Origin of the sequence: Antribacter soli, from assembly GCF_021568775.1 — a bacterium.
GTDB lineage: Bacteria > Actinomycetota > Actinomycetes > Actinomycetales > Cellulomonadaceae > Antribacter > Antribacter soli.
Window position 1 is genome coordinate 1 of the sequence record NZ_JAKGSG010000042.1, and the last position, 20,323, is coordinate 20,323.

Here is a 20,323-nt window from a genome sequence, read left to right on the forward strand (position 1 = left end):
GCACCCGGCTCGGGGGCACCGCGTGAGCCCGCCTCCCGGGCCCCCTGCCGATGGCTTGAGCGACCAGGAGGCGGTCTCGCGCGTTCCACCCTTTTTCACCCGCTGTGGGGGCCCAGAGTACGAATTCAGGTAATTCCCAGGCGGTATCTTGCGCGGGCGCTCTGTGTCTTCGCGGACACCTGTATCCGCACCGCGGCGCGAGAACCACCTAGGAGAGCACGTGTCCACCGACAAGACCACCCCGGAGCAGACGGAGCAGCCCACGGCCGCCGAGCCCGTCGAGGCCACCCCGGCCGGCGTCGAGGCGTCCGCCGAGACGGCGACCACGCCCCGCCCGGCCATCGTGTCGTTCCTGCGCGACAACTGGCTCACGGCGCTGCTCGCAGTGCTGCTGGCCGGCGCGATCGTCTACGGCGCGGTGTTCACGGCGTCGAGCAGCCGCTGGGAGGCCAGCTCGGGCGACTTCGAGGCTCAGCTCGCCGAGACGACCGCTGCGAAGGCGGAGGTCGAGGCGGCAAAGGCGGAGGTCGAGGCCGCGAAGATCGCGGTGGAGGCCACGAACACCGATCTCCAGGGCGACCTCGACGAGTGCCGCTCCACGGCCGACGCGGCCGACGTGCTGGTCGGTCTCGACAAGCAGGCGGGCGACAAGCTCAGCGCCTTCATGGACACGTTCTTCTCGCTCATGGCCACGACGAGCGATGCGGAGGCCCAGAGCCTCCTGGGCACGATCGAGACGCAGGGCGCCGAGATCGAGGCCCTCGACGGTCAGGTCGACGCGGCGGAGAAGACGTACGACGAGCGCGTCGGGCTCTGCCGCGACTGACGGGGGCCGCCGTTGAGTTGGGGGGCGTCCGCGGGGTCCGGAACCGGACCCGGCGGACGTCCCACCTTCAGGCGCTCCCAGCGGCGACGCGGTCAGCCCTGGTCGAGGGCCAGCAGGTCGTCGACCGACTCCCGGCGCACCAGGACCCGGGACGCCCCGTTCGCGACCGCGACGACAGGCGGGCGCGGCAGCAGGTTGTAGTTCGACGCCATGGACCTGCCGTACGCCCCGGTCGCGGCGACGGCGAGGAGGTCTCCCGCCCGGATGTCACCGGGCAGCATGACCTCGTGAACGACGATGTCGCCGCTCTCGCAGTGCTTGCCGACGACGCGGGCGAGCACCAGGCCCGCCGACGATGCCCGGCTCGCGAGCTCGGCGTGGTACCGCGCGCCGTACAGGGCCGGGCGGATGTTGTCGCTCATGCCGCCGTCGACGGACACGTAGGTGCGGGTGAACGTCTCGTCGTCGCTGCCGTCCGCACCGCCGACCACCACCGGCTTGACCGTGCCCACCGTGTAGAGCGTCAGGCCGGCGGGCCCCACGATCGCCCGACCCGGCTCGATCGAGAACCGCGGCAGCGGGGTACCGAGCTCGGAGGCGACCGCGGCGACGGCCGAGGCCACGTCCTTGGCCACCCGATCGGGGTCGAGCGCAACCTCGCCCGGCAGGTACGCGATGCCGTATCCGCCGCCGAGGTCGATCTCCTCCACGAGCACGCCGGTGCGCGCCGCGAGGTCGGCCCGGAGCCGCAGCACGGCGTGCGCCGCGACCTCGAAGCCCGAAGGGTCGAGGATCTGGGAGCCGATGTGCGAGTGGATCCCGAGCAGGCGCAGCTCGGGCCGCTCCAGGATCGCGAGCAGCGCAGTCATCGCGGGGCTGTCGCCCGTGCCAGCGATCGACAGCCCGAACTTCTGGTCCTCGTGCGCGGTCGAGATGTACTCGTGGCCACCCGCGTGCACGCCTGTGGTCACGCGGACCAGGACCGGCGCGACGACCCCGGCCTCGCGGGCGAGCGCCGCGACCCTGTCGACCTCGACGAGGGAGTCCACGATGATCCGGCCGACACCCACCTCGAGGGCCTGGGCGATCTCCGCGTCCGCCTTGTTGTTGCCGTGCAGTCCGAGCTCGGCGCCGGGCAGGCCGGCCCGCAATGCGACCGCCAGCTCGCCGCCGGACGCGGTGTCGACCCGCAGCCCCTCCTCGCGCGCCCACCGTGCGACGGCGACCGTCAGGAGCGCCTTGCCGGCGTAGTAGACGTCCACGCCCGCACCGACCTCGGCGAACGCCCGCTCGAACGCGGTGCGGTACGCCTGGGCACGAGCGCGGAAGTCCGCCTCGTCGAGCACGTACGCCGGGGTGCCGTGCTCGGCCGCGAGGTCGTGCACGTCCACGCCGCCCACGGCGAGCGAGCCCTCCGGCGTACGCCGGACGCCGGACGACCACGGCTCCCCCGGGTGCCCGGGCACGCCCTGCGGGAGGTGACCCGGTGCACCCGGGCGCGCTCCGGCGTCGGGCAGCGCGCCCGTCACATCCGCTCCGGTGCACTGACGCCCAGCAGGCCCAGGCCGTTGACGAGGACCGTGCGCACCGCGTCGTTCAGCCACAGGCGCGTGCGGTGCTGGTCCGTGACCTCCTCGTCCGGGTACGGGGCGACGCGGAGGTTCTGGTTGTACCAGGAGTGGAAGTCCCCGGCGAGGGCCTCGAGGTAGCGGGCAACTCGGTGCGGTTCACGCAGCTCGGCGGCCTGCGCCACGATCCGCGGGAACTCCGTGAGGCGGCCGAGCAGCACCGCCTCCGACTCCTGGTCGAGGAGCGCCGGATCGAAACCGTCCTCGCGGCGCACGCCACGTTCGGCTGCCTTGGCCGCGACCTGGACGGTGCGGCTGTGCGCGTACTGCACGTAGAAGACCGGGTTCTCGTTCTTGGCGCTGGCCAGCAGGTCGAGGTCCAGGTCGATGTTCGAGTCCGCCGAGTAGCGCGCGAGCGAGTACCGGGCGGCGTCCACGCCCACGGCGCCGACGAGGTCGTCGATCGTGAGGACCGTGCCCGCGCGCTTCGACATGCGCACCGGCTGGCCCTCCTTGACGAGGTTCACCATCTGGCCGATGAGGATCTGCAGGTTCTTGCCCGGCGTGTCCCCGAAGGCCGCGCAGACCGCCATCATGCGGCCCACATACCCGTGATGGTCGGCGCCCAGCATGATGATCACGTCGTCGAAGCCGCGCTCGCGCTTGTCCAGGTAGTACGCGATGTCGCCCGCGATGTACGCGGCGTCACCGTCCGACTTCACGACGACGCGGTCCTTGTCGTCGCCGAAGTCCGTGGTGCGCAGCCACAGCGCCCCGTCCTTCTCGAACATGTGGCCGCCGGCCTGCAGACGCGCCACCGCGTGCTCCACCGCGCCCGACTCGTGCAGCGAGTCCTCGTGGAAGTAGACGTCGAAGTCCACCCCGAAGTCGTGGAGCGACTGCTTGATCTCGGCGAACATCCGCGTCACGCCGCGAGCGCGGAACGTCTCCTGCGCCTCGGCGTCCGGCAGGTCGCGCGGGTCGGCGTCGCCGTCGGCCAGCGCGTCCGCGATCACGGCTTCCGCGATCTCCGCGATGTACGCGCCGCCGTAGCCGTCCTCCGGCGCGGGGCGCCCCTTCGCGGCAGCGAGGAGCGACCGGGCGAACCGGTCGATCTGCGTGCCGTGGTCGTTGAAGTAGTACTCCCGGGCCACCTCGGCGCCGGAGGCGGTCAGGATGCGGGCCAGCGAGTCACCCACCGCGGCCCAGCGCACGCCACCGATGTGGATGGGTCCCGTCGGGTTCGCGGAGACGAACTCCAGGTTGATCTTGAGGCCCGCCTCGGAGTCGTTGCGGCCGTACGCGGCGCCCGCCTCGACGATCGTGCGCGCCAGGCTGCCGGCCGCGGCCGCGTCGAGCGTGATGTTGAGGAAGCCCGGGCCGGCGACGTCCACGGCCTTGACGCCCGGTGTGACGACCAGGCGCTTCGCGAGGTCCTCGGCGAGCGTGCGCGGGGCGACGCCAGCCTTCTTCGCGAGCTGCAGCGCGATGTTCGTGGCCCAGTCCCCGTGCTCGCGCTGGCGCGGTCGCTCCACGTGCACCGACGCGGGGATCGCATCGGCGGGCAGGGCGAGGGTGCCGTCGGCAACGGCCGCGGCCAGGGCAGCGCTGAGTGCTCCGGAGAGCTCGTCGGGGGTCACCCGGCGATTCTATCGGCCGGTCTGACGGCCCTGCCGTGGTTTTCCACACCCTGGGCGGCCCACGGCGCCCACGCTGCCCGACGGCGGCCCTCGCGCTGCGTACGCGAGGTGGCACCACCGTCGGGTGCCCGCAATGGATGCGGACGAAGCGGCCGACTGCTGGTAGTCTCGTGCACCGTGCCGGTTCACCACGTGGACAGGCGCGAGCGCCCGTAGCTCAGTGGATAGAGCGTCTGCCTCCGGAGCAGAAGGTCGTAGGTTCGAGTCCTATCGGGCGCACCCTCCGAAACATGGCCCCTGAAATGCAGAAATGCAGATCAGGGGCCATTTTCATGCACCGTGCCGACGACCGGTTCCCCACCAACTCTCCCACCACGGCGCCGCACCCACCCGGCGAGCCGAGAACGACGAAGCGGCCCCGGATTCGGTTCCGGGACCGCTTCACTCCTAGGCCGGCTACAACCCCGCCACCTCAGGAACGCTCAAGGGACAAAGGCTCGCCCCCGCCTTGTTCGTCCGTCGGCACTCAGGCCTTACGGCGCCGGCGGGCGAGGACGACGAGGCCGATACCGGTGAGGACCGCGGTCGCGGCGAGCACAGCCAAGGGTGCCGCGGCGGAAGAGCCCGTGGCGGCGAGCACGGGGGCAGGGTCCTCGGCGACGGCAGCAGGCGGCGCGGCGGCCCCCTCGGGCTGCCCAGACGCGGCCGGCGCGTCGGCCGCCGCCGCCGGCGCCGCGGGTGCTGCCGCCTTCGCGTCGAGCGCGCGCGCCGTGAACTGGCCGTTGAGCAGGAACTCGCGAAGGTCGGCGGCCGTGCCGGCCAGCGCTGCCTGCGCCGCCGCGTCGAGCGCCGGACCGCTGTTGTTCGCGCCACCGGTCAGCATCGTCGCAGCTGCCAGCCTGTCGTCGGCGTACTGCGCCTGGGCCAGGCCTGTCGAGAGGAACTCCGACAGTGCCTGAGGGTCGCTGCTGTCCAGGGCCGCCTGCGCGCCGGCCTTGACCGCAGGACCGGTTGCCGCGTCCAGGACGCGCGCCACCCGCAGGCGTTCATCGGCGTACCACGCGGCCCGGTAACCCCCGTCGACGAAGGCCCGCAACTGCTCGTCGGTCCCCGCCAACGCTTCCGTCGCTGCCTGACGCAACGCCGGGCCATCGGTAGTCGTCGCCAGGACTTCCGCCCATGCCCGGTACTCGGCGTCCGAAGTCCCGTGAAAACCCGCCTCGACGAACACCCGGAGGTCCGTGACGGGGTCCGCCGCAGCGGCAGGTACCGCACCGGGTCCGAAGCCCACCACTGACAGCACCGCGGCCACGCCAAGCAACCGCACCAAGTTCCGCACCAGCACACACTCCTCGTCATACACACACGGGCTCGGCGGCATGGCGTCCAAGCGAGACGGGCGAAGCCCCGCAACACCCTATAGTCTTTGTGAACCTTGTACGGTTTGTCTGCGTCCGGGCAGGGGATCGCCGGCCCCGAAGGCCAACTCCCCGGCTCCGATGAGCGGCGACAAGCAGCCGGTGGCAGACTCCCCCGCATGGTCGACATCAACCCACAGACCACCCCTCCCGAGATCACACCGGAGCAGGTCGCCGAGATCAGCGAGTCGATCACCATGCGCAGCGGCGATCGCGACTTCTACCTTGCGTTCCTCCTCAGGGCCTTCTTCGGCGAGACGTCCGGCAACGACCACGCGTCCTTCAGGATCTCCGTCCTCACGCCCGCCGGTGTTGTGGCCGGCACGGCCGTCTCACATGCGCGCTGGTCCAAGGCGCTGGCGGCGGAGCTCGCCACGGACACGAACGACGCCCTCTACGAAGCGTTCATCGACGCGTTCGCGATGGTGACGGACACCGATCTCCGATCGTCCCGCCTTCGCGACGTGAAGGGCGTGCCAGAGCCGCTCCCCTCCTTCCTGCACCTCGAGGACGCGACGATCTTCGTCGGCGAGCGGACCCTGAACAACCGCCTGTTCCGGGTCAGCGTCGACGACGTCTCGGGCTGGTGCCTCGGCTCCTGGTCCGCATGACCGGGTTCGCAGGAACCGTCGGTAACTCCACGTCTGGATAGGCTGGCTGACGTCCAGACCCTAGGAGTGACCATGAACGCCCACCGCACCGACTCCGGCGCAGCCGAGGACGGCTACGCCGACTTCGAGTTCGAGCGCCGGTTCTTCGTCCGCGACTTCCCGGAGGCGCTGCGGGACGCGCCCACGCTGATCGTCCAGTCCTACTTCCTGTCCGACGGCGGATACGCGCTCCGCGTCCGAGTCCAGGCGGCCGGCGTCGACGTCCTGCCGACGGCCGACACGGATACCGCCGACATCCTGCGGGACCACCGAGACCAGTTCGACTTCGCGGCCGTCACGGTCAAGGGACCGCCGGTGGGTGGCACCCGCTACGAAGCGGAGCGGGAGCTCGACACCCAGGTCGCCGCAGAGCTGGTGCACCGTGGCGGGGCGCCGATCGTCAAGACCCGGTACGCCGTGTGGCTGGGGGCCGACGGCTGGTCCGTCGACGTGTTCGGCGGCGCCAACCACCCGCTGGTCGTCGCCGAGTGCGAGCGCTCCACCCCCGTGACCGACCTGCAGATCCCGGACTTCTGCGTCACGGAGATCACGGACGACCGGCGCTTCTCGAACGAGACGCTCGCCGTCGATCCCTACCGGGGATGGTCGGTGCAGTTCGCCGCCGAGCTCGCGATGTCAGGCCCGCACTTCAGCCAGGACTTCGGCGGGAACACGCACCTGCCGACCACCTGAGCGGCCGGTCACCTCACCCGTACCACTTGCCCTTCTCCTGGACGCCCGGCACGAACTCGAAGTGCCACGGCTCGTACGCGCCGCTGCCGCCGCGCTTGGCCCAGGAGGGGTTCTGCCAGCCGTACGCCGAAGCATTGGACGTGAACCAGCGGTAGACCTCGCCGTTGCCGGTCTCCTGCGAGCACAGGTCGATGGCGAGGCCCCAGCCGTGCATCGAGCTGCCCGGGGACGCGGCATAGGAGCCACGGGTCGCCCGGACGGAGTACTGCATGCTCAGTGAGCGGTAGCTCGCGACGAGGCACAGGTCGCGGCCGAAGGCGGCGCGGAAGTTCTCGTTCAGCGAGGAGAGCGCGATCGCGGCGTCGGGCCGCAGGAACTCCCCGGGCTGCCACAGCTGGCACAGAGAGTGGTCGGCAAGGTTCCCGTTCGTTCCCTCGACGGGCGCGTCGGGGTTGCACTCGGGCAGCGGGTTGCGCTCGGACAAGCGGCTGACGGCGACGTCGGTGCGGGCGACCCGCTCCGCCGCGGCCACGTTGGGGGACGTCGGCGGCACGGCGACCTGGGCGGTCAGGAGCTCCAGCGTGCTGGGTCCGACGTCGCCCTGGTCGAGCGCGAAGGGTGTCTCGCCGATGTGCGCGGCCGGGCCGAGCGGGACGGCGATCGTGGCGGCTGCGAGGGTACCGAGCACCGCGGTGCGGGGGATCCAGCGGTTCGGCAGCGACCTCGTGGCCGGAGGCCGGGTTACCCCGGTACTTCGACCCGGCGGTTCGGCGGGCGCCGCGGCCGGCTTGCGCCGGGGGCTCTGTTCCGCCTCTCGCCTGGCACGGCGCGATACGAGGGCGGGCGTGACGCCCGTGACAGCCGCTTGCTCCACTACCCCTCCGTACTCCGTGTGCCCGCGGCCCCTCGCGGTTTTCCGTCTGCCCCCCGGCCTGGACCCTGCCTGCCGACCGCCGCACTGGGTGCTGCGGTCTGTCACAGGACAGTAACGGTGACGGGGCAGGACTGCCAAGCCTGCCAGTGAACCGACCTCGCCCCTGCGGGACCGGCGCCACCAGTGTGGTGCACGTGCGTGTCGTGAGCGTGTCGTCTACGTCACGCGGTGCGGCGACCGCGATAGCGACCCCCGCGCGCCGCCCGGACACCTCACCGTCGGCGCTGCATGGCGTCCCGGACCTCGCCGACGAGCTCTTCGAGGATGTCCTCGAGGAACACCACGCCCTGCAGGTCCCCGCCGGTCCCGACGACGCGTGCGAGGTGCGTCCGGGAGCGCTGCATCTCCCGCAGCACGTCCTCCACCTCGTCGTCCGGCCCGACGGCCGCGAGGGCCCGCACGCGCCAGGCGGCGACGGGCTCGAACCGGTCGCCGTTGGTCGCGTACAGCACGTCCTTCAGGTGCAGGTATCCGACGAGGTCCCCCGCGGCGGGCCCCGCCAGGACGGCGCCCCCCAGAGGAGGCCCCTCCACGGCGGGACCCTCCAGGGCGGGCCTACCCAGGGCGGCCTCTTCCAGGATGACGCCCGCCGCCGCGACGACCGGGAACCGGGAGAACCCGTGCCGCGTGACGAGCCGCTCGACATCGTCGGGCGTGGTGTCCTCCGGGACGGTGACGAGCTCGCCGACCGGCACCATGACGTCGGCCGCGGTACGGGACGAGAACTCGATGGCGCCTGCGAGGAGGCCCTGCTCGTCGCGCAGCAGGCCCTCGGCCTGGGAGTGCACCACGATGGACTGCACCTCCTCGGCGGTGAACGCCGAGGCGACCTCGTCCTTCGGCTCGATGCCGGCGAGGCGCACCGCGTGGTTCGCGAGCCAGTTCAGCGCCCCGATGACCGGCCGCAGCACCCGGGCGAGCAGCACGAGCGGCGGCCCGAACCACAGCACGGCCTTCTCAGGCCCGGCGACGGCGAGGTTCTTCGGCACCATCTCGCCGAGCACCACGTGCAGGTACACCACGAGAGACAGCGCGATGACGAGCGCGATGGGGTGCGCCAGGGCCGTGCTCGCACCGAGGGCGTGCAGCGGCACCTCGAGCAGGTGCGCGAGCGCGGGCTCGGCCACGATGCCCAGGCCGGTGGAGCAGACGGTGACGCCGAGCTGGGCGCACGCCAGCATGAGCGAGACGTGCTCCATGGCCCACAGGACGATCTGGGCACGCCGGTCCCCTGCGGCCGCGAGCGGCTCGATGGCGCTGCGGCGGGCGGAGATCACGGCGAACTCGGCGCCCACGAAGAACGCGTTGCCGGCCAGCAGCGCCAGGCCGACAAGGAGAGCGGTCGAGGTGCTCATCGGGCCCCCTCCCCGTTGCGGGAACCGCGCGGGGCGGACGCGCCCGCCCCGCCACCGGCGTCGGACAGGACGCGGACCCGCAGGCGCTCCACGCGCCGGCCCGCCATGGCCTCCACGCGCAGCATGACGCCGTCGACCTCGATCTCGTCCCCGACGGTCGGCACCCGGCCGAGCCGGGCCATGACGAGGCCGCCGAGGGTCTCGTACGCACCGTCCTCGGGGACCTCGATGCCGCTGGTCTCCTCGAGCTCGTCGGGGCGCATCACTCCCGGCACGATCCAGGAGCCGTCCGCCGCACGGGCGGCGCCCGCGCGACGTGGGTCGTGCTCGTCGGCGACGTCCCCGACCAGCTCCTCCACGACGTCCTCCAGGGTGACGATGCCGGACGTGCCGCCGTACTCGTCGACCACCACGGCCATCTGCATGCCGAACCCGCGCAGCTCCACGAGGAGAGGCCCCAGGCGGACGGTCTCGGGGACGCGATGCGCGTCCACCATGAGGGCGGCGGCAGGAACGTCGCGGCGGCGGCCGTGCGGCACGCCGACGGCGCGGCGCAGGTGCACCAGGCCGACGACGTCGTCCCGGTCCTCCCCGATCACGGGGAAGCGCGAGTGCCCGGTGCTGCGCGCGAGCGCGACGACGTCCTCCGCCGTGGTGTCGCGGTGGACCACCACCATCCGCATGCGGTCGGTCATCACGTCGACGGCCGTCAGCTCGTTGAGCTCGATGGAGTTCGTCAGCAGCGTCGCCACCGACTCCTCGAGCGTGCCCTCTCGCGCCGACCGGCGGACCAGGTACGCGAGCTCGGACGCGCTGCGCGCCCCGGACAGCTCCTCGCGCGGCTCGACGCCCACACGGCGCAGCAACGCGTTCGCCGACCCGTTCAGCACGGCGATCACCGGCTTGAACCCCGTGGTGAACATCCGCTGCAGGGGCATGACGACGCGTGCCGTGCCGAGTGGCACGGACAGGGCGAAGTTCTTGGGGATCAGCTCCCCGAACACCATGGAGAAGGTGTTCACCAGCACGAGCGCCAGGGCGACGGCGAGGCCGCCCGCGACCGCGCCGCTCATCGAGAAGCGCCCGAACGCCGCCTCCAGCAGAGAGGCCAGAGCCGGTTGCGCGGTGTAGCCCAGGAGGATGGTGGTCAGCGTGATGCCGACCTGCGCGGAGCTGAGCTCCGTCGAGAGGTTCTTCAGCCCGGCGCGAACCGCCCGGTCGCGCATGCCTGCGCGACGGACGGACCTGCCGGGCCCCGGACTGTCGCCCTCCGGGTCGTCCCCGCCGATCACGGCGGGGTCCAGGGTGACCAGGGAAAACTCGCCGGCCACGAAGAGTGCTGTACCTGCGGTCAGGAGCACCCCGAGCCCGACCATCAGCCAGTCGCCTACCACAGGGTGCTCCACGGATATCGCTCGATCATCGTGGCACCGATGGTAGCCGCTTGACACGCTCTTGGCTCTGCTCGCCGGGTCTCCGCCGGCCTGCCCGACGACGTCCGGATCACCCCCGCCGGTCGTGCTCCCGACCGGCGTGACGCACCCGGGCGACCGGGTCCGCGGCCGGGCGAGGACGACGCAGAGGCGGCCCACAGGTGCGCCTCAGTGTCCTGACAGGCCGGTACGTGCAAGATTGGTCCTATGTCGACAGGTACGCCCCAGCCGAGCACCTCGTACCCGGGGAGCGCCGCACCCGCCACGGGTCAGCCGAGCCAGCCCGGGAGCCAGCAGAGCGCCACCGTGCTCGTCGTCGAGGACGAGCCCACCATCGCCACCGCGATCGCCCAGCGGCTGTCCGCGGAGGGCTGGCGTGTGGAGGTGGCGCGCGACGGGCTGTCCGGCGTGGACGCCGCCGCGCGCCTGCGCCCGGACGTGGTGGTGCTCGACGTCATGCTGCCCGGTATCGACGGCCTCGAGGTGACCCGCCGCATCCAGGCGGACCACCCTGTGCCGATCCTCATGCTCACCGCGCGCGACGACGAGACCGACATGCTGGTCGGGCTCGGCGTGGGCGCGGACGACTACATGACGAAGCCCTTCTCGATGCGGGAGCTCGTCGCACGCATCAAGGCGCTGCTGCGCCGCGTCGACCGCGCCGCGCAGGCCGCCGTGTCCGCGCCGTCGGACCCGCCCATGGTCATGGGCGACGTCACCGTGGACCGCGCGCAGCGTCGCGTCTACCGCGGCGGCGACGAGGTCCACCTCACGCCCACGGAGTTCGAGCTGCTCGTCATGCTGGCCGGCTCCCCGAAGACCGTCCTCACGCGCGAGCGCCTCCTCGCCGAGGTGTGGGACTGGGCGGACGCGAGCGGCACCCGCACCGTGGACTCCCACATCAAGGCGCTGCGCCGCAAGCTCGGGCCGGACCTGATCCGGACGGTTCACGGCGTCGGGTACGCGTTCGAGCCGCCGACAGCCTGAGGCACGCCGATGAAGCCAAGGCGGGCGATACCCGACCTGCGCCCGCTCGACCCGCTCCAGTCCCTGAAGACGAAGCTCGGCGTGCTCGTGGCGGCGACAGCCACCCTCGCCGTGCTCATCACGTGGCTCGGCCTGCAGGCGTCCCTCGGGCCGAGCCGCACGTTCCCGCTCGCGATCGTGCTGTCGCTCCTGCTGACGCAGATCCTCGCGCGCGGCATGACGTCGCCCCTGCGCGAGATGACGGCGGCCGTGCAGGCGATGGCCGACGGCGACTACACGACGCGGGTGCACGCGACGAGCCAGGACGAGGTGGGCCAGCTCGCCACCGCCTTCAACATGATGGCGGAGGACCTGGAGTCGGTGGAGAAGACGCGGCGCGACCTCATCGCGAACGTGTCGCACGAGCTGCGTACCCCGGTCGCGGCGCTCCAGGCGCAGCTCGAGAACATGGTGGACGGCGTCGCGGAGCCCACGCCGGCGGCCCTGGAGCAGGCGCTCGCGCAGACGGAGCGGCTCACGCGCCTCGTCACCTACCTGCTGGACCTGTCGCGCATCGAGGCGGGGGCCTCCGCCCTGAGCGTCGGCCAGATCGCCGTCGGTGACTTCCTCGAGGACTGCGCGCAGTCGCTGTCGATGGTGGAAGCCGGCAAGGGCCTGAACTACGTGGTGGACGTGACGCCCGAGGACCTGATGCTGGAGGCAGACGCCGAGCGGCTGCACCAGGTCATCACGAACCTGCTGCAGAACGCGATCCGGCACTCGCCGCAGGGCGGGGTCATCCGGCTGGACGGCTATCCGGTCGACGACCTCGTCGTCATCGAGGTGAGCGACCAGGGGCCGGGCATCGCCCCGCAGGACCGCGAGCAGATCTTCGAACGGTTCGCCCGCGGGTCCCACGGACCCGTCGCGACGCCGGGGACGGGCACCAGCGGCGGCACCGGCATCGGCCTGGCGATCGTGCGCTGGGCGGTGGACCTGCACGGAGGGCACATCGAGGTGGCGGACTCCGCCGAGGGCGCCACGATGCGCGTGACCCTGCCGGCGCGATCTCATCCTGCGCCCGGCGTGACGACCATGCCGGCGGAGTGAGGCGCACGCCGTGAGACCCCGTCGCCGTGATTTGCGTCACATCAGCAAGCCAACGTTTGCGGCCGCAAGGAGTACGAAACGTCGGGCTGGACACTTCCAGCCCGAACATTGCCCGGCTTTTGCCCGGCGTGCAAGATTCGTGACGAACCGTCACCATGCCGCTCGCGACCACTGCAGCGTGTCCGTTTCGGGCACCCTGTCAACGGCGTCAAGGGCCTACGCTTGAAAACGGCCCGGAACTTCGGGCCGAGCACGAACTCTCGAGAACGCACTCCTACCAGAGAGTGCCGACACTGTGGTGAAGGTGGGCGATCCGCGCGTGGCTGGGTCAGAGTCGATCAGCGTGTCGAGCACGTCGTTCGGGGCCAACGAATGGCTCGTCGACGAGCTCTACGAGCAGTACCTCAAGGACAAGAACGCGGTAGACCCCGCATGGTGGGACTTCTTCGAGGACTACACCCCGGGCGGTAACGGCGGTCCGACGGCGGCCGAGGCCACCCTGGCGACCCCCGCCACCCCTCCGGCGACCGCCCCGGGCGGTGCACCGGCCCAGCCGGCGCCGAGCCCCGCGGCGTCCCACGGGACCGCCGCCGCCGAGGAGGCGCAGAGGGTCCGCCGGCAGCCGGTCCCCAAGGAGCCTTCCGTGAACGCGGCCCTGAAGAAGGTCGTGGCGACGGCGCAGCCGGCCACGGCGGAGTACGCGGCGGCCGCGACCGTCAAGCCGAAGCCGCACCACGACGACGCCGTCGACGAGGTCGAGAAGCTGCGCGGCCCGGCCGCGCGCGTCGTGACCAACATGGAGTCCTCGCTCGACGTGCCCACGGCCACCTCGGTGCGCGCGGTGCCCGCCAAGCTCATGGTGGACAACCGCACCGTGATCAACAACCACCTCAAGCGCGGCCGCGGGGGGAAGATCTCGTTCACGCACCTCATCGGCTACGCGCTGGTCGAGGCGCTGGCCGACATGCCGGTGATGAACGCGCACTACCAGATGGTGGACGGCAAGCCCGGCATCGTGCAGCCCGCCCACGTGGGCTTCGGTCTCGCGATCGACCTGTCCAAGCCGGACGGCTCGCGCCAGCTCCTTGTGCCGAGCATCAAGAAGGCGGAGGAGCTCGACTTCTCCGAGTTCTGGGCCGCCTACGAGGAGCTCGTCCGCAAGGCGCGCGGCGCGAAGCTCACGGTCGACGACTTCGCCGGCACGACGATCTCGCTCACGAACCCGGGCGGCATCGGCACCGTGCACTCGGTGCCGCGGCTCATGCAGGGCCAGGGCACGATCATCGGCGTCGGCGCGATGGACTACCCGGCCGAGTTCGCCGGCGCCTCCGACGAGCAGCTCGCGCGCATGGGCGTGTCGAAGGTCCTGACGATCACGTCGACCTACGACCACCGCATCATCCAGGGCGCGCAGTCCGGCGAGTTCCTCAAGATCCTCTCGGGCAAGCTGCTCGGCCTCGACGGCTTCTACGACCGCGTCTTCGCGGCGCTGCGCGTGCCGTACGAGCCGGTCCGCTGGGTCCGCGACAACACCGTCTCCACCGAGATCGAGGCCGCCAAGCCGGCCAAGATCGCGGAGGTCATCCAGTCGCACCGCTCGCGCGGCCACCTCATGGCGGACACGGACCCGCTCGCGTACCGCCAGCGCAAGCACCCGGACCTCGACATCCAGAACCACGGCCTCACGCTGTGGGACCTGGACCGGACATTCCCGACCGGCGGGTTCGGCACCAAGGACCGGATGACGCTGCGCGAGATCCTTGGTCTCCTGCGCGACTCCTACTGCCGCTCCATCGGCATCGAGTACATGCACATCGCCGACCCGGCGCAGCGCACGTGGCTTCAGGAGCGCCTCGAATCCGGCTACGCCCGCACCCCGCGCGAGGACCAGCTGCGCATCCTGCGCAAGCTGAACTCCGCCGAGGCGTTCGAGACGTTCCTGCAGACGAAGTACGTCGGCCAGAAGCGCTTCTCGCTCGAGGGCGCCGAGACCGTCATCCCGCTGCTCGACGCGATCCTGTCGAAGGCCGCCGAGAACGGCCTCGACGAGGTCGGCATCGGCATGGCGCACCGCGGCCGCCTCAACGTGCTCGCGAACATCGCCGGCAAGAGCTACGGGCAGATCTTCAAGGAGTTCGAGGGCGTCCTCGACCCGAAGAGCATCCAGGGCTCCGGCGACGTCAAGTACCACCTCGGCACCGAGGGCGTGTTCACCGCGGAGAGCGGCGCCACGACGCGCGTCTACCTCGCGGCCAACCCGTCGCACCTGGAGGCCGTGGACCCCGTGCTCGAGGGCATCGTCCGCGCCAAGCAGGACCGCATCGACCTCGGCAAGGACGGCTTCTCCGTGCTGCCGATCCTCGTGCACGGCGACGCGGCCTTCGCCGGCCAGGGCGTGGTCCCCGAGGTGCTGAACCTGTCGCAGCTGCGCGGGTACCGCACGGGCGGCACGATCCACGTGATCATCAACAACCAGGTCGGCTTCACCACCGGCCCGCAGTCGTCGCGCTCCACCACGTACGCGACCGACGTGGCCAAGGGCTACCAGATCCCGGTCTTCCACGTGAACGGCGACGACCCCGAGGCGTGCGTCCGCGTCGCCGAGCTGGCCTTCGCGTACCGCGAGCAGTTCGGCCGCGACGTCGTGATCGACATGATCTGCTACCGCCGTCGCGGTCACAACGAGGGCGACGACCCGTCGATGACGCAGCCGCTCATGTACAACCTCATCGAGGCCAAGCGGTCGGTGCGCAAGCTGTACACCGAGAACCTGGTCTCGCGCGGTGACATCACCGTGGAGGACGCGGAGCTCGTGCTGCAGGACTACCAGTCGCAGCTCGAGCAGGTCTTCACGGAGACCAAGAGCGGCGGGTTCGAGCCCTCGACCGAGCACATCAAGGGCCTGGAACGCCCCGAGTCCCAGCTCGAGGACGCGGGCATCATGATGGGCTGGAAGACGGCCATCTCCCATGCCGTGCTGGAGCGCATCGGCGAGGTCCACACGGCCCCGCCGGAGGGCTTCACGGTGCACCCGAAGCTCGCCCAGCTCCTCGAGAAGCGCCAGCTCATGTCGAAGGAGGGTGGCATCGACTGGGGCTTCGGCGAGCTCGCGGCCTTCGGTTCGCTGCTCATCGACGGCGTGCCGGTCCGGCTCGCCGGACAGGACTCCCGCCGGGGTACCTTCGTGCAGCGTCACGCCGTCTTCCACGACCGCGACACCGGCGCCGAGTGGACCCCGCTGCTGTACCTGTCCGACGACCAGGCGAAGTTCTGGATCTACGACTCGTCCCTGTCGGAGTACGCCGCTCTCGGCTTCGAGTACGGCTACTCGGTGGAGCGCCCGGACGCCCTCGTGCTCTGGGAGGCGCAGTTCGGCGACTTCGTCAACGGCGCCCAGACCGTGATCGACGAGTTCATCTCGTCGGCGGAGCAGAAGTGGGGCCAGTCCGCCTCCGTCGTCATGCTCCTGCCGCACGGCTACGAGGGCCAGGGTCCGGACCACTCGTCCGCCCGCATCGAGCGGTTCCTCCAGCTGTGCGCGCAGAACAACATGACGGTGGCGCAGCCGTCCACGCCCGCCTCGTACTTCCACCTGCTGCGCCGGCAGGCGTACGCCCGCCCGCGTCGCCCGCTCGTGGTCTTCACGCCGAAGCAGCTTCTGCGGCTCAAGGCCGCCTCGTCCGCGGTCGAGGACTTCACGAACGGGACGTTCGAGCCCGTGCTCGGCGACACCGCCGTGGTCCCGGGCTCGGTGGACCGCGTGCTCCTGTGCACGGGCCGCCTGTACTACGACCTGCTCGCCGAGCGCACCAGGCGCGGCGACACCAGCACGGCGATCGTCCGCCTCGAGCAGCTCTACCCGTTCCCGGAGGAGGAGCTGCGCGGCGAGCTGGCGAAGTACCCGGGCGCGCAGGTCCTCTGGGTGCAGGACGAGCCGGAGAACCAGGGCGCCTGGTGGTACGTCCACCTCAACGTGCCCGAGGACCTGCCGCGCGTGCGCGTCGTGTCCCGCCCGGCGTCCGCCTCCACGGCAGCCGGCACGGCCAAGCGCCACCAGGCGCAGCAGGCCACGCTCCTGGAGCAGGCCTTCACGCGCTGATCGTCTGCCCGACGACGGACGCCCGGTCACCTTCCGTACGGAAGGTGACCGGGCGTCCGTCGTCGTACCGGGGAGTGCCCTGGCATGATCGGCGCCATGGCATCCATGCACTCCCGGGGCCGCCCTCTGGCGGAGGTGGTGAGCTGGAGGATTGCCGTGGCGTCACCCTGGCGCCGCGCCCGGGCGTGGACGGTCTTCGTGCTCGCGCTCGTGCTGGAAGTGGCGGGCGGGGCGGGGTTCAGTGTCGACCGCCCGCCGGCGATCTCCCGCATGCCCGTGATCCCGCCGGAGGACGGCGCCGACATCCCTGACGTACATCTCTGGGCGGAGAGCGGCGTCGCGCCCTGGATGCCCGCCCGCTGGGCGGACCGTCCGGCCGTGGTCGGGACGACGAGCGGTGCGCGGGTCGAGCCGCCGGGCCTGCCCCGTCCCGTCCAGCTCGACCCGCGCCTGCTGTGGCTCGTCGAGGCGTCACCGCAGGAGAGCCGCCGCCCGGAGAGGTTCGCCGCCGAGCCGTGGCGTGCGCGCGTACGCGGCCGGGACGCCGAGGGCCGCGAGGTCGACGTCGTCCTCGCGGGGACCTGGGCGAGCCTGGCGTGGCTCGGTCACCTGGGCGGGTGGCCCGACCCGACGGTCACGCCCCTGCCGCCGGTTACCGCACCCGAGCCCGACGCGTGGGGCAACGCGCGCGCCTGACCTCACCACTTGTCGTGGACGTGCTCCCGGACCAGCTCGTCGTAGATCTCCCGCACGCCCGATGCGAACAGCGGGCCGAGCGTGCCGGCCTCCCCGGCGGCCGCGTTCGAGCGCGCCTGCTCGGGGCTGCGGGCGCCCGGGATGACCGTCGAGACGCCAGGCTGCTGCCACGCCCACGCGATCGCGGCCTGCGCCGGCGTGAGGCTCTCGCCGAAGGTCTCGCGGACGAGCTCCGTGAAGCGGCCCGCGGCCTCCACCCCGACCTCGTACGGGACACCCGAGAACGTCTCGCCGACGTCGAAGGCGCTGCCGTCCCGGTTGAAGTTGCGGTGGTCTTCCTTGGCGAAGACCGTGTCCTTGGTGTACTTGCCGGACAGCAGGCCCGACGCGAGAGGCACCCGGGCGATGATGCCCACTCCCGCGGCCGAAGCCGCCGGCACGACCTCCTCGAGCGGCTTGAGGCGGAAGGCGTTGAGGATGATCTGCACGCTCGCCACGTTCGGGCGGGCGATCGCCGTCAGCGCCTCCCCGACCGTCTCGACGCTGACGCCGTAGCTGGCGACGACGCCCTCCTCGACGAGGGTGTCGAGCGCGTCGAACACCTCGTCGTCCGAGTACACGGAGGTGGGCGGGCAGTGGAGCTGCACCAGGTCCAGCCGGTCGACGCCGAGGTTGCGGCGGGACCGGTCCGTCCATTCGCGGAAGTGGTCCATCACGTAGTTCTCCGGCTCCTGCGGCATCCGGCGGCCCATCTTCGTGGCGACCGTGATGCTCGCGTCCGGGTGGTTCTTCAGGAAGGCGCCGATCACCTGCTCGCTCCGCCCGTCGCCGTAGACATCGGCGGTGTCGAAGAAGTCCACCCCGGACTCGAACGCGGCGTCGAGGATGGCGTGCGCGTCCGCCTCGCTCACCTCGCCCCAGTCAGCGCCGAGCTGCCAGGTGCCCAGGCCCACGACCGGCACGAGCCGGCCGGTCCGTCCGAGTACCTGCTTTTCCATCGTTCCTCCATGCTGTGGTGCGAGCGCCCGCGGCCCGCCATCGGTGGCGGGGCACACGTGGGACAGTCTGCTGTCCAACGCTACGGTGCGCCCGACGAAAGAGCGTTGCCATTACGGTGTGAACGTGAACATCGTTGATATCCCGGCCCACGGCACCACCGTAGCGGCCGGCACCCAGGCCGCACCGACCGCACCGTCCGCGCCCTCTGGCGCCCAGTACCGCATCGCCCACGGCACGCACCACGCCACCGTTACCGAGGTCGGCGCCGCCGTGCGCGAGTACACGGTGGACGGCCGCGACGTCGTCGTCCCGTTCGCCGAGGACGAGATCAACCCCGTCTACAACGGCGCCGTGCTGCTCCCCTGGCCGAACCGCCTGCGCGACGGCGCCTACACCTTCGACGGCGTCGAGTACCGGCTCCCGCTCACCGAGCCGGGCCGCGGCACCGCGCTGCACGGCCTGGCGTCCTGGGAGCGGTGGTCCCTCGTGTCCCACGAGGAGTCGGCCGTCGAGCTGGAGCTCGCCCTCGTGCCGCAGCCCGGCTACCCGTTCGCGATCGTCTCCCGGGTCCGCTACGCCCTCTCCGACGCCGGCCTCGAGGTGACGCTCACCACATCGAACACCGGGTCGACGCCCGCTCCGTACGGCGCCGGCTTCCACCCGTGGCTGTCCACGGGCGGCGCCCCGCTCGACGAGTGCACGGTCCGACTCGACGCGACCACCCGGGTCACCACCGACGAGCGCCTCCTGCCGACCGGCACCGAGCCCGCCGCGGGCGACTTCGACCTGCGCATCGCCCGGGCGGCGCGCGGCCTCGACCTCGACGACGCCTACGTGGACGTCCTGCGCGACGCCGAAGGACTCTCCTGGGGCCTGCTGACCGGCCCCGACGGTCGCACCGCGGCCCTCTGGATGGACGGGTCCATGGACGTGTGGCAGATCTGCTCCGGCAACCACGTCGACGCCGGGTACCGGCGCATGGGCATGGCGATCGAGCCGATGAGCTGCGTCGCCGACGCCTTCGTCACGGGCGAGCGGCTCGTGCGGCTCGCGCCGGGCGGCTCCCACGTGGTCCGTTGGGGCATGACGCTCTCGTGAGCCGAGGCACCCGCCCGAGCCGCGAGTCGATGGGGACTTCTCCCCCACCCGAGTGATGTCGTCGCCGGGAGGTTGTCGGTGGGACCGGGTACCGTGCACCCGGCGTGTTGCGGCGCGCGCGTCACGAAATCCCAGGTCGTCGCTCCCCTGTACCTGAGAATGGGGGCGGCCGCTCCCCGTCGACAGGGCGGCCGGGCGAGGCAAGGAGAGGTCCGTGCAGGAACGCGAGGTGCGCATCTGCGTCGTCGGTGACGAGCTGGCCGTAGGAGTGGGCGACGCCCGAGCACTCGGGTGGACCGGCCGGGTCGTGGCGCGCACGCACTTCGACCGGCCGGCCATGGTGTTCCCCCTCGCCATCCCCGGCGAGACGACGACGCAGCTCAGCGCCCGCTGGGAGGCCGAGGCGTGGGCGCGGTTCGGCCCGGAGGGCGAGGTGGAGAACCGCCTCGTCGTCGCCCTCGGCCGGCACGACGTCGGCTCGAACCTGTCCGTGGCCCGGTCGCGCCTGAACCTGGCGAACATCCTCGACGTCGCCGACTCGCACCGGGTGCCGGCCTTCGTCGTCGGCCCGCCGCCGGGGCGGCCGGAGGACGGCGAGCGGATCGCGGAGCTGTCCGACGCGTTCGCGGATGTGGCAAGCCGCCGTCGCGTCCCGTACGTGGACACGTACACGCCGCTCGCGTCGCACGAGCAGTGGCTCGCGGACCTCGCGCAGAACGGCAGCACCTACCCGGGCCAGGCGGGCTACGGCCTCATGGCGTGGCTGGTACTGCACACGGGCTGGCACGCCTGGCTGGGACTGCCCCAGGACGAGGCCTGACGCCGGCGTGACGTAGGG

At 71.7% G+C, this 20,323-nt stretch carries 16 protein-coding genes and 1 tRNA gene; 10 read left to right on the forward strand and 7 right to left on the reverse strand.

All coding sequences use genetic code 11. The features are described from left to right. Positions 1–220 precede the first annotated feature (220 nt). Positions 221–826: a hypothetical protein gene (locus L1785_RS15405; RefSeq protein WP_236090165.1), complete on the forward strand. Its 606-nt coding sequence runs from the start codon at positions 221–223 to the stop codon at positions 824–826. Positions 827–918: 92 nt separating this feature from the next. Here L1785_RS15405 and lysA read toward each other — a convergent pair whose 3' ends face one another. Next, positions 919–2,292, reverse strand: coding sequence for a diaminopimelate decarboxylase (lysA, locus tag L1785_RS15410; protein WP_236090255.1), 1,374 nt, complete (start codon positions 2,290–2,292; stop codon positions 919–921). A 59-nt stretch (positions 2,293–2,351) separates the two neighbouring features. After that, positions 2,352–4,034, reverse strand: a complete 1,683-nt coding sequence (gene argS / locus L1785_RS15415) for an arginine--tRNA ligase (protein ID WP_236090166.1) — start codon at positions 4,032–4,034, stop codon at positions 2,352–2,354. Between the two features lie 206 nt (positions 4,035–4,240). Between argS and L1785_RS15420 the strand changes: the two genes are divergently transcribed. After that, a tRNA-Arg gene (locus L1785_RS15420) sits at positions 4,241–4,313 on the forward strand. 247 nt (positions 4,314–4,560) lie between these two features. On the opposite strand, the gene L1785_RS15425 is transcribed toward L1785_RS15420, so the two are convergent. Then, on the reverse strand, positions 4,561–5,415 hold the full coding sequence (locus L1785_RS15425) for an ALF repeat-containing protein (RefSeq protein ID WP_236090256.1): 855 nt from the start codon (positions 5,413–5,415) through the stop codon (positions 4,561–4,563). Between the two features lie 156 nt (positions 5,416–5,571). Between L1785_RS15425 and L1785_RS15430 the strand changes: the two genes are divergently transcribed. Next, positions 5,572–6,063 carry a GvpU-like protein gene (locus L1785_RS15430; protein ID WP_236090167.1) on the forward strand — a complete coding sequence of 164 codons (492 nt, stop codon included), beginning with the start codon at positions 5,572–5,574 and terminating at the stop codon, positions 6,061–6,063. 72 nt (positions 6,064–6,135) lie between these two features. Continuing rightward, positions 6,136–6,795, forward strand: coding sequence for a CYTH domain-containing protein (locus tag L1785_RS15435; protein ID WP_236090168.1), 660 nt, complete (start codon positions 6,136–6,138; stop codon positions 6,793–6,795). Between the two features lie 13 nt (positions 6,796–6,808). Here the strand turns inward: L1785_RS15435 and L1785_RS15440 are convergent, their stop codons facing one another. The 3 genes from L1785_RS15440 to L1785_RS15450 all read right to left on the reverse strand — a co-directional run bounded on the left by L1785_RS15440 (position 6,809) and on the right by L1785_RS15450 (position 10,478). Next, positions 6,809–7,483, reverse strand: coding sequence for a M15 family metallopeptidase (locus tag L1785_RS15440; RefSeq protein ID WP_236090169.1), 675 nt, complete (start codon positions 7,481–7,483; stop codon positions 6,809–6,811). A 458-nt stretch (positions 7,484–7,941) separates the two neighbouring features. After that, positions 7,942–9,084, reverse strand: a complete 1,143-nt coding sequence (locus L1785_RS15445) for a hemolysin family protein (RefSeq protein WP_236090170.1) — start codon at positions 9,082–9,084, stop codon at positions 7,942–7,944. Beyond that, positions 9,081–10,478 carry a hemolysin family protein gene (locus L1785_RS15450; RefSeq protein WP_236090171.1) on the reverse strand — a complete coding sequence of 466 codons (1,398 nt, stop codon included), beginning with the start codon at positions 10,476–10,478 and terminating at the stop codon, positions 9,081–9,083. The genes L1785_RS15445 and L1785_RS15450 overlap by 4 nt, the downstream gene beginning before the upstream one ends. A 246-nt stretch (positions 10,479–10,724) precedes the next feature. On the opposite strand from L1785_RS15450, the gene L1785_RS15455 reads away from it, so the two are divergent. The 4 genes from L1785_RS15455 (at position 10,725) to L1785_RS15470 (ending at position 17,388) form a co-directional block, all read left to right on the forward strand. Continuing rightward, positions 10,725–11,504 (forward strand): response regulator transcription factor, encoded by a 780-nt coding sequence (locus tag L1785_RS15455; RefSeq protein WP_236090172.1) that lies wholly within the window; start codon positions 10,725–10,727, stop codon positions 11,502–11,504. Positions 11,505–11,513: 9 nt separating this feature from the next. Beyond that, complete coding sequence (locus L1785_RS15460) at positions 11,514–12,593, forward strand: sensor histidine kinase (protein ID WP_236090173.1); 1,080 nt, start codon at positions 11,514–11,516, stop codon at positions 12,591–12,593. A 343-nt stretch (positions 12,594–12,936) separates the two neighbouring features. Then, positions 12,937–16,692 carry a multifunctional oxoglutarate decarboxylase/oxoglutarate dehydrogenase thiamine pyrophosphate-binding subunit/dihydrolipoyllysine-residue succinyltransferase subunit gene (locus L1785_RS15465; RefSeq protein ID WP_236090174.1) on the forward strand — a complete coding sequence of 1,252 codons (3,756 nt, stop codon included), beginning with the start codon at positions 12,937–12,939 and terminating at the stop codon, positions 16,690–16,692. 156 nt (positions 16,693–16,848) lie between these two features. Next, on the forward strand, positions 16,849–17,388 hold the full coding sequence (locus L1785_RS15470) for a hypothetical protein (RefSeq protein WP_236090175.1): 540 nt from the start codon (positions 16,849–16,851) through the stop codon (positions 17,386–17,388). A 2-nt stretch (positions 17,389–17,390) separates the two neighbouring features. Here the strand turns inward: L1785_RS15470 and L1785_RS15475 are convergent, their stop codons facing one another. Then, on the reverse strand, positions 17,391–18,386 hold the full coding sequence (locus L1785_RS15475; protein ID WP_236090176.1) for an aldo/keto reductase: 996 nt from the start codon (positions 18,384–18,386) through the stop codon (positions 17,391–17,393). Between the two features lie 124 nt (positions 18,387–18,510). On the opposite strand from L1785_RS15475, the gene L1785_RS15480 reads away from it, so the two are divergent. Next, positions 18,511–19,485: an aldose 1-epimerase family protein gene (locus L1785_RS15480; protein ID WP_236090177.1), complete on the forward strand. Its 975-nt coding sequence runs from the start codon at positions 18,511–18,513 to the stop codon at positions 19,483–19,485. A 214-nt stretch (positions 19,486–19,699) separates the two neighbouring features. Next, entirely contained in the window at positions 19,700–20,305 is a 606-nt protein-coding gene (locus tag L1785_RS15485; protein WP_236090178.1) for a GDSL-type esterase/lipase family protein, read from the forward strand. Positions 20,306–20,323 lie beyond the last annotated feature (18 nt).